This is a genomic window from Acinetobacter sp. YH01005 (genome assembly GCF_013420465.1).
Lineage (GTDB): Bacteria > Pseudomonadota > Gammaproteobacteria > Pseudomonadales > Moraxellaceae > Acinetobacter > Acinetobacter amyesii.
In genome coordinates, this window is sequence record NZ_VOYA01000027.1 from 22836 (window position 1) to 29329 (window position 6494).

The window sequence follows — 6494 nt, forward strand, 5'->3', positions numbered from 1 at the left end:
ATTGTGCTTTAATCACTTTCGCGAAAAAGCGAGGCAAATGGGTGCAGGCAAAGGCATTTTTTCATACAATAGGCGCACCTCGATATAGGTGTGAATAATGAGTAATACAACCCCTGATTTTCAAGCAGACGATTTTTTATTAGACCATTACGTCGGCAACACGCCGTTAGTGCGTTTACAACGTCTGGCAAGTCATACTCAAGCAACAGTATTAGCCAAGTTAGAAGGCAATAACCCAGCGGGTTCGGTCAAAGATCGCCCTGCATATAACATGATTATGCAAGCGGAAAAGCGTGGTCAGATTAAACCGGGTGATACGTTGATTGAAGCGACGAGCGGAAATACAGGGATTGCTTTAGCCATGGTTGCTGCAATGCGTGGCTATAAAATGACTTTGATCATGCCTGCAAGTTCTAGCCAAGAGCGTAAAGATGCCATGCGTGCCTACGGTGCCGAACTGATCGAATCAGAAAACATGGAAGAAGCACGTGATCTTGCCCTTCAAATGGAAAAAGACGGCAAAGGTTTAGTCCTAAACCAGTTTGGTAACCCGGACAATGTAGAAGCACATTACCTCACTACGGGTCCAGAAATTTGGAAACAAACGGGCGGTAAAATTACACATTTCGTCAGCTCTATGGGAACCACCGGGACCATTATGGGGATTTCGAAATATTTAAAAGAACAAAATCCGGATATTCAAATTGTCGGTTTACAGCCGTCTGAAGGCTCAAACATTGCTGGTATTCGCCGTTGGCCACAAGAATATCTTCCTACGATTTTTGACCCTTCACGTGTTGATCGTATTATGGATATTCCGCAAATTGAAGCGGAAAAAACGGCTCGTCGTTTAGCGCGTACAGAAGGTATCAGTGCAGGTACATCATCGGGTGGTGCGGTATGGGCTTCAGTTAAATTGGCTGAAGAAAATCCGGATGCCGTGATTGTTTGCATCGTATGTGACCGTGGTGACCGTTACTTGTCTACTGGTCTATTCTCTGTTGTTGATCCTGAATAATTACAGTGGCCGAACGGCACTGGTGAGTACTTATGCGTTTACCTGTTTTAATTTTTGATATCGAAACACTGACAGATTTGAAGTCAGGTGCGCATTTGTATGGACTGGATCTGCCTGAGGTGGATCTAGATGCTGCGCTGACTAAACTGCGTCGCCAAGAGGCGGGCACGGATTTTCAGCGTTTGGCCTTGCATGAAATTGTCTGTATCTCTGGACTATGGATTGATGAAAAGGGCATGAAGTTGTTTTCATTTAGCCGTGAAGACAATAGCGAAGCTGAAATTTTAAAAAAATTCGTTTCTATTTTTGAAAAGCGTCATCCGACCTTGGTCAGTTGGAACGGTTCACAGTTTGATTTGCCTGTGATTTTGTTCCGTGCCATGTATCACGGACTATCTGCACCAAGTTTGTTCGATCAGGGCGAGATTGATACGCAAAAGCGCTATAATAACTACCAGAATCGTTATCATCATCGTCATGTAGATTTGATGGATGTCATGGCCATGTTCCATGGTCGTCATTTTCAAAAGCTCGACGATGCAGCACATTTACTTGGTTTCCCCGGTAAACGTGGTGATGGTGGCTACCATGTGCCTGAATATGTGCGTGAACAACAGTGGATGGAACTGACCAGCTACTGTGAAGGTGATGTGCTCAATACATGGTTGATTTATTTACGCTGGCTGTTGCTGAAAGGACAGTTATTGTTAAATGATCATCAGCACTTGATTCAAAGTACGATTCAATATTTACAAACTCAGCCGCAACACGCTGACTTTTTATTGGTATGGCAGCAAACCTCGCAACGTACCGAATTCACCCAATCTGATTTCCCATCTTCCACACATTAGGTACGCATGAAACACAAAGCCAAACCCCAAAAAGCCCAACAACCCATTTATACATTTCAGGTTGAATCGCTTTCACATGAGGGGCGAGGCATAGCGCACTTTGGGACGCATCCAGATCATCCTGCAGAAAAACACGGTAAGAAAGTCTTTATCCGTTATGCCTTGCCGGGTGAAACGGTGCGTGCGCGTATTACTAATGTCGTTAAGCGTCTCGAAGAAGCAGACAGTCTGGAATTACTGAGTGAAGAGTCTGCTCTACGGGTTAAACCGGCCTGCCCACATTATGGGGTCTGTGGTGGGTGTAGCATGCAGCATATTCATCCCGACGAGCAAATTCGTTTAAAACAAGATGTTTTACAATCACATTTGCAACATTTTGCTGGGATACAACCTGATCAATGGTTAGCTCCTTTACGTTCATTGCGTGAAGATTACCGTCGTAAAGCGCGTATCGGTGTGCGTTACTTACCTGCAAAAGATAAGCTCGTGGTCGGCTTTCGTGAAAGCCAGTCAAATAAACTGACTTCGATTGACCGTTGTATGGTGTTGGATCGTGAGTTTGGCTCAATCACCACACTCAAACAACTGTTACAAGGTTTGCAAGGTAAAGCAGATATTGGGCATATGGAACTGGCCATGGGAGATCAAGAAATTGCTCTCCTGATTCGTCATACGGCGGAACTTTGCGCGGAAGATGTCAACCAATTAGTAAAATTTGCGTTACATAAAGAGTGGCAACTGTACTTACAACCTGAAGGGCCAGACAGCTTACATCGCGTGGATCATCCCGATGCACCGATGCGTCTGCACTATGGTCTAAGTGACTTTGCTGTGAAATTTGGCTTTAATCCTCAGGACTTCACGCAAGTGAATTCCACGATTAATCCGCAAATGGTGAAACTGGCATGTGAATTGCTTCAGTTACAACAAGGTGAGCGAGTTCTAGATCTGTTTTGTGGCTTAGGAAACTTTTCTTTACCACTTGCTCAATGTGTGGGTTCAACGGGTCAAGTCATTGCAGTTGAAGGGAGTGAAGAAATGGTTCAGCGTGGTGCAGAAAATGCACAAAACAATGGCCTTTCGCAACTGAAATTTTATTCACAAGATTTAACAAAAGATTTTTCGCATCATTCTTGGGCAAAACAAGGATTTGATGCATTATTGATAGACCCACCACGATCTGGTGCAGAAGAAATAATGCGTTATGTGCCCAAATTTGGTGCAAAAAGAATCGTTTATGTGTCATGTAATCCTGCAACACTAGCACGCGATGCTGGAATGCTGGTACAACAAGGCTACCGTTTGAAAAAAGCGGGTGTCATGGACATGTTTACCCATACAGGGCATGTCGAATCGATTGCTTTGTTCGAAAAAGAAAATCAGATAAACGATCAAAAGTTATGAAGCGTAGAAAACTAGGAGTAGGGTATGGTCACAGTACGTGAACAATTACCTGGACGTCTCAATGAGTTGTCACAGGAAACGACTGTAGAACATGCCGAGCAAGCACAGCATGATCTAGCTGAATGGCTAGAGCGTGTGAGTGGCATGTTTGACGGGGCTCCTCTAAAGCAACTCGAAGAAGTTGCCCATCTGACCTTACAGAATGAACTTGAAACAACGGTCAACCATCGCTCGAATACCTTCTATACCGGTATTGAAATGGCGGATATTCTTGCTCATCTGTATGCGGATGAAGATACGTTATCAGCAGCCATGCTGTATCGAAGTGTTCGTGAAGGCGTAACCAGTTTAGAAGAAGTCCAAAGCAAATTTGGCGATCAAGTGCATGCTTTGGTGAAAGGCACGCTTGCCATGGGTAAGTTGTCTGACCTGATCGAGCAAAATAAACGTCTAGAAGATCATTTTAATAATAATCAGCGTGAACATTTGACCGGCATTTATAAAATGCTGATCTCTGTGACCGAAGATGTTCGTGTTGTATTAATCAAACTTTCTGAACGTACCTATGCATTACGTGAGTTGGCGCACTCAACCAAAGAGCGACAAGAGCGTGTCGCACGAGAAATTTTAACCATTTATTCGCCGCTCGCGCACCGTTTAGGGATTGCACAGCTTAAGTGGGAGCTTGAAGATCTTGCTTTCCGTTATCTAGCACCTGAACGCTATAAAGAAATTGCCTCTTTACTGAATGAAAAACGTTTAGAGCGTGAGCAATATATTCAGTTCGTGACAGAAAAGTTGCGTAAAGAACTGTTAGATCATGGCATTGAGGCCGAGATTAATGGTCGGGTGAAACACATTTATTCGATTTATCGAAAAATGAAGAGTAAGAACCTGAGCTTTGATCAGCTTTATGACATTCGAGCGGTTCGTGTTCTGGTGGATAATGTACCTGAGTGTTATCACACACTGGGGATCGTTCATCAGATTTGGCGTCATATTCCGCATCAGTTCGATGATTATATTACCAACCCGAAAGCCAATGGTTATCGCTCACTGCATACGGCCGTGATTGCAGAGAACAAATCTTTAGAAGTGCAAATTCGTACGCACAATATGCACGAAGAAGCTGAACTCGGGGTGTGTTCGCACTTTAACTATAAAGAAGGCTCTAAAACCACAGATTATTCATTTAATCATCGCTTACATTCTTTGCGTGCAGTGCTTGAACATTATCAAGAACGAAATGATGCTAGCGCCCATAAAGAAGATGAAGATTCTGAAAACTTCGAACAAATCCAAGAGTTTGAAGATTTTGAGAAAATCTATGTGTTTAGTCGTGATGGTGATATCAAAGAATTACCACGTGGTTCGACTGTGCTCGACTTTGCCTATCATGTGCATACTGAAGTGGGCAACAAGTGCTATGCGGCACGAGTGAACCAACGTTATGTGCCTTTAACCTATACCCTTAAAACTGGGGAACAGGTTGAGATTTTAACCAAGAAAGATCGTGAGCCTAACCGAGATTGGTTGGTGAACTCGCTGGGTTATATCAAGACGGCTCGTGCACGTGATAAGTTGCGTCATTGGTTCCGTCAGCAAGACCGTAGTAAAAATTTGGAAGTGGGACGTGAGATTCTGAATAAAGAATTGTCACGTTTGGCGATTCACCCGAAAAGTATCGATTTGAATGATTACTGCAATCATTTTAATGTGAAATTGGGTGAAGATATCTTGATTGGCTTGGTGAGTGGCGACATTAGCCTGCATGCCTTAATCAATCAGGTTAACCGTCATATGCACCTCGATCAGGATGAGCCTGAACTGGTGTTAAAACCGACCTTGAACCCTCGTGCAAGTCATACGCTTTCGGCGCATGGTATTTTGATTGATGGTCTGGACAATGTAGAACTACACATTGCTCAGTGTTGTCAGCCTGTGCATGGTGAATCGATTGCTGGTTATATCACCCTGAATCGTGGCGTGAGTATCCATAAGGTCGCATGTCCGGATTATATCCGTATGATTGGACAAGAGCCTGAACGTGCGGTTGAAGCGGATTGGGAAATGCAGCCAACCCGTGGTCAAAGTGTGCAAATCGTGGTGGAAGCTTATGACCGTCGTGGTTTGCTTAAAGATTTGACTCAAGTGATTTTCTCAGACCAAATCAATATTCGTCAGGTGAATACCATTTCCGAGAGTGATGGTATTGCCAATATGAAGCTGTTGATTGAAGTGAAAGGCTTGGCGCAGTTGTCGAAACTGTTGGCACGTCTAGAGCAACAACCAGGCATTATTAGCGCACGTCGATTGGTACAAGGTAGCTAAAAATAAAGCTGTATAAAAAAACCCGCTGCGTGCGGGTTTTTTTATTATATTGGGGGAGAGAAATTATAAAATTGAATGCTTATGCTGCCTTCAGAGCTTTTTGAAAAGCGTCGACAGAATTTAACACGAGCGATTGACCATTGGGTGGCAACAGGCCCTTTTAAAAATGGTAAAGCCGTGTGTGAACATTTTGGCTTATCAGTTCCTTTAATTTCCCAATTATTAAATAGTCATCGGCAGATTGGAGAGAAATTTGCACGTGAGTTAGAGACACAATTGGAACTCATAAAGGGAAGTTTGGATCATGAAGTTCAGTTTATAGAGCAAGACAAGCGCGCTAAGGAGCAAGTAAGTTTAGTCCTTTTTGAAATGCAGGTGGTTGAGACACAGGCATTTTCATTAAAACCGATTTCAAATAATGCATCTCAATATTCAGCATTATTTAAAAACACTCAAGGCTTATATTTTATTCGCATCACAGCGTCGTATTATGCCCCTGTATTACAAGAGGGTTGGCTTGTGGTCTGTGATGAAAGGCGAGGAGTGGAGAGATCGGATCTAGCCTGTGTATATTTGCGGAATGGCTTAAATCTTATTTTAAACGTGATACAGCAAACAGATGACACGTGGCAATTTGCAAGTCTAGACCAAAAACGACAGGTGGAATTCCTGCAATCCGATATTGAAAAATTACATCCTATTATTGCGATCTTACCTAGCTCATTTATTTAACGTAGTCGCATAAAAAAACCCATCCGAAGATTAATGCCAGTCAGTTAAGAGATTGACTGGCTTTTTCTTGGGTATTTTTGAGGTTTTCCTTTTACAACCCTTGGATAACTCCTCACTCTTCTCTCAGGTATAACATACCGATTAGATTTCTCCATTAA

At 43.1% G+C, this 6494-nt stretch carries 5 protein-coding genes; all 5 read left to right on the forward strand.

The genetic code is table 11. The annotated features are described in order from the left end of the window. Nucleotides 1-97 precede the first annotated feature (97 nt). The 5 genes from cysM to FTT72_RS14340 all read left to right on the forward strand — a co-directional run bounded on the left by cysM (nt 98) and on the right by FTT72_RS14340 (nt 6336). The gene (cysM, locus tag FTT72_RS14320) at nt 98-1018 is read left to right on the forward strand and encodes a cysteine synthase CysM (RefSeq protein ID WP_078191278.1); all 921 of its coding nucleotides are present in this window, start codon (nt 98-100) and stop codon (nt 1016-1018) included. A gap of 32 nt (nt 1019-1050) precedes the next feature. Next, entirely contained in the window at nt 1051-1869 is an 819-nt protein-coding gene (locus tag FTT72_RS14325) for a 3'-5' exonuclease (RefSeq protein ID WP_180009011.1), read from the forward strand. A 6-nt stretch (nt 1870-1875) separates the two neighbouring features. Next, nucleotides 1876-3273: a 23S rRNA (uracil(1939)-C(5))-methyltransferase RlmD gene (rlmD, locus tag FTT72_RS14330; RefSeq protein WP_180117953.1), complete on the forward strand. Its 1398-nt coding sequence runs from the start codon at nt 1876-1878 to the stop codon at nt 3271-3273. 24 nt (nt 3274-3297) lie between these two features. Next, nucleotides 3298-5604 (forward strand): bifunctional (p)ppGpp synthetase/guanosine-3',5'-bis(diphosphate) 3'-pyrophosphohydrolase, encoded by a 2307-nt coding sequence (locus FTT72_RS14335; protein WP_078191275.1) that lies wholly within the window; start codon nt 3298-3300, stop codon nt 5602-5604. 81 nt (nt 5605-5685) lie between these two features. Further along, the gene (locus FTT72_RS14340; protein ID WP_180178584.1) at nt 5686-6336 is read left to right on the forward strand and encodes a hypothetical protein; all 651 of its coding nucleotides are present in this window, start codon (nt 5686-5688) and stop codon (nt 6334-6336) included. The last annotated feature ends 158 nt before the right edge of the window (nt 6337-6494 follow it).

Coding starts and splice junctions, on each gene's coding strand:
- cysM (WP_078191278.1), top strand. CDS start 98: ATGAGTAATACAACCCCTGATTTTCAAGCAGACGATTTTTTATTAGAC.
- FTT72_RS14325 (WP_180009011.1), top strand. CDS start 1,051: ATGCGTTTACCTGTTTTAATTTTTGATATCGAAACACTGACAGATTTG.
- rlmD (WP_180117953.1), top strand. CDS start 1,876: ATGAAACACAAAGCCAAACCCCAAAAAGCCCAACAACCCATTTATACA.
- FTT72_RS14335 (WP_078191275.1), top strand. CDS start 3,298: ATGGTCACAGTACGTGAACAATTACCTGGACGTCTCAATGAGTTGTCA.
- FTT72_RS14340 (WP_180178584.1), top strand. CDS start 5,686: ATGCTGCCTTCAGAGCTTTTTGAAAAGCGTCGACAGAATTTAACACGA.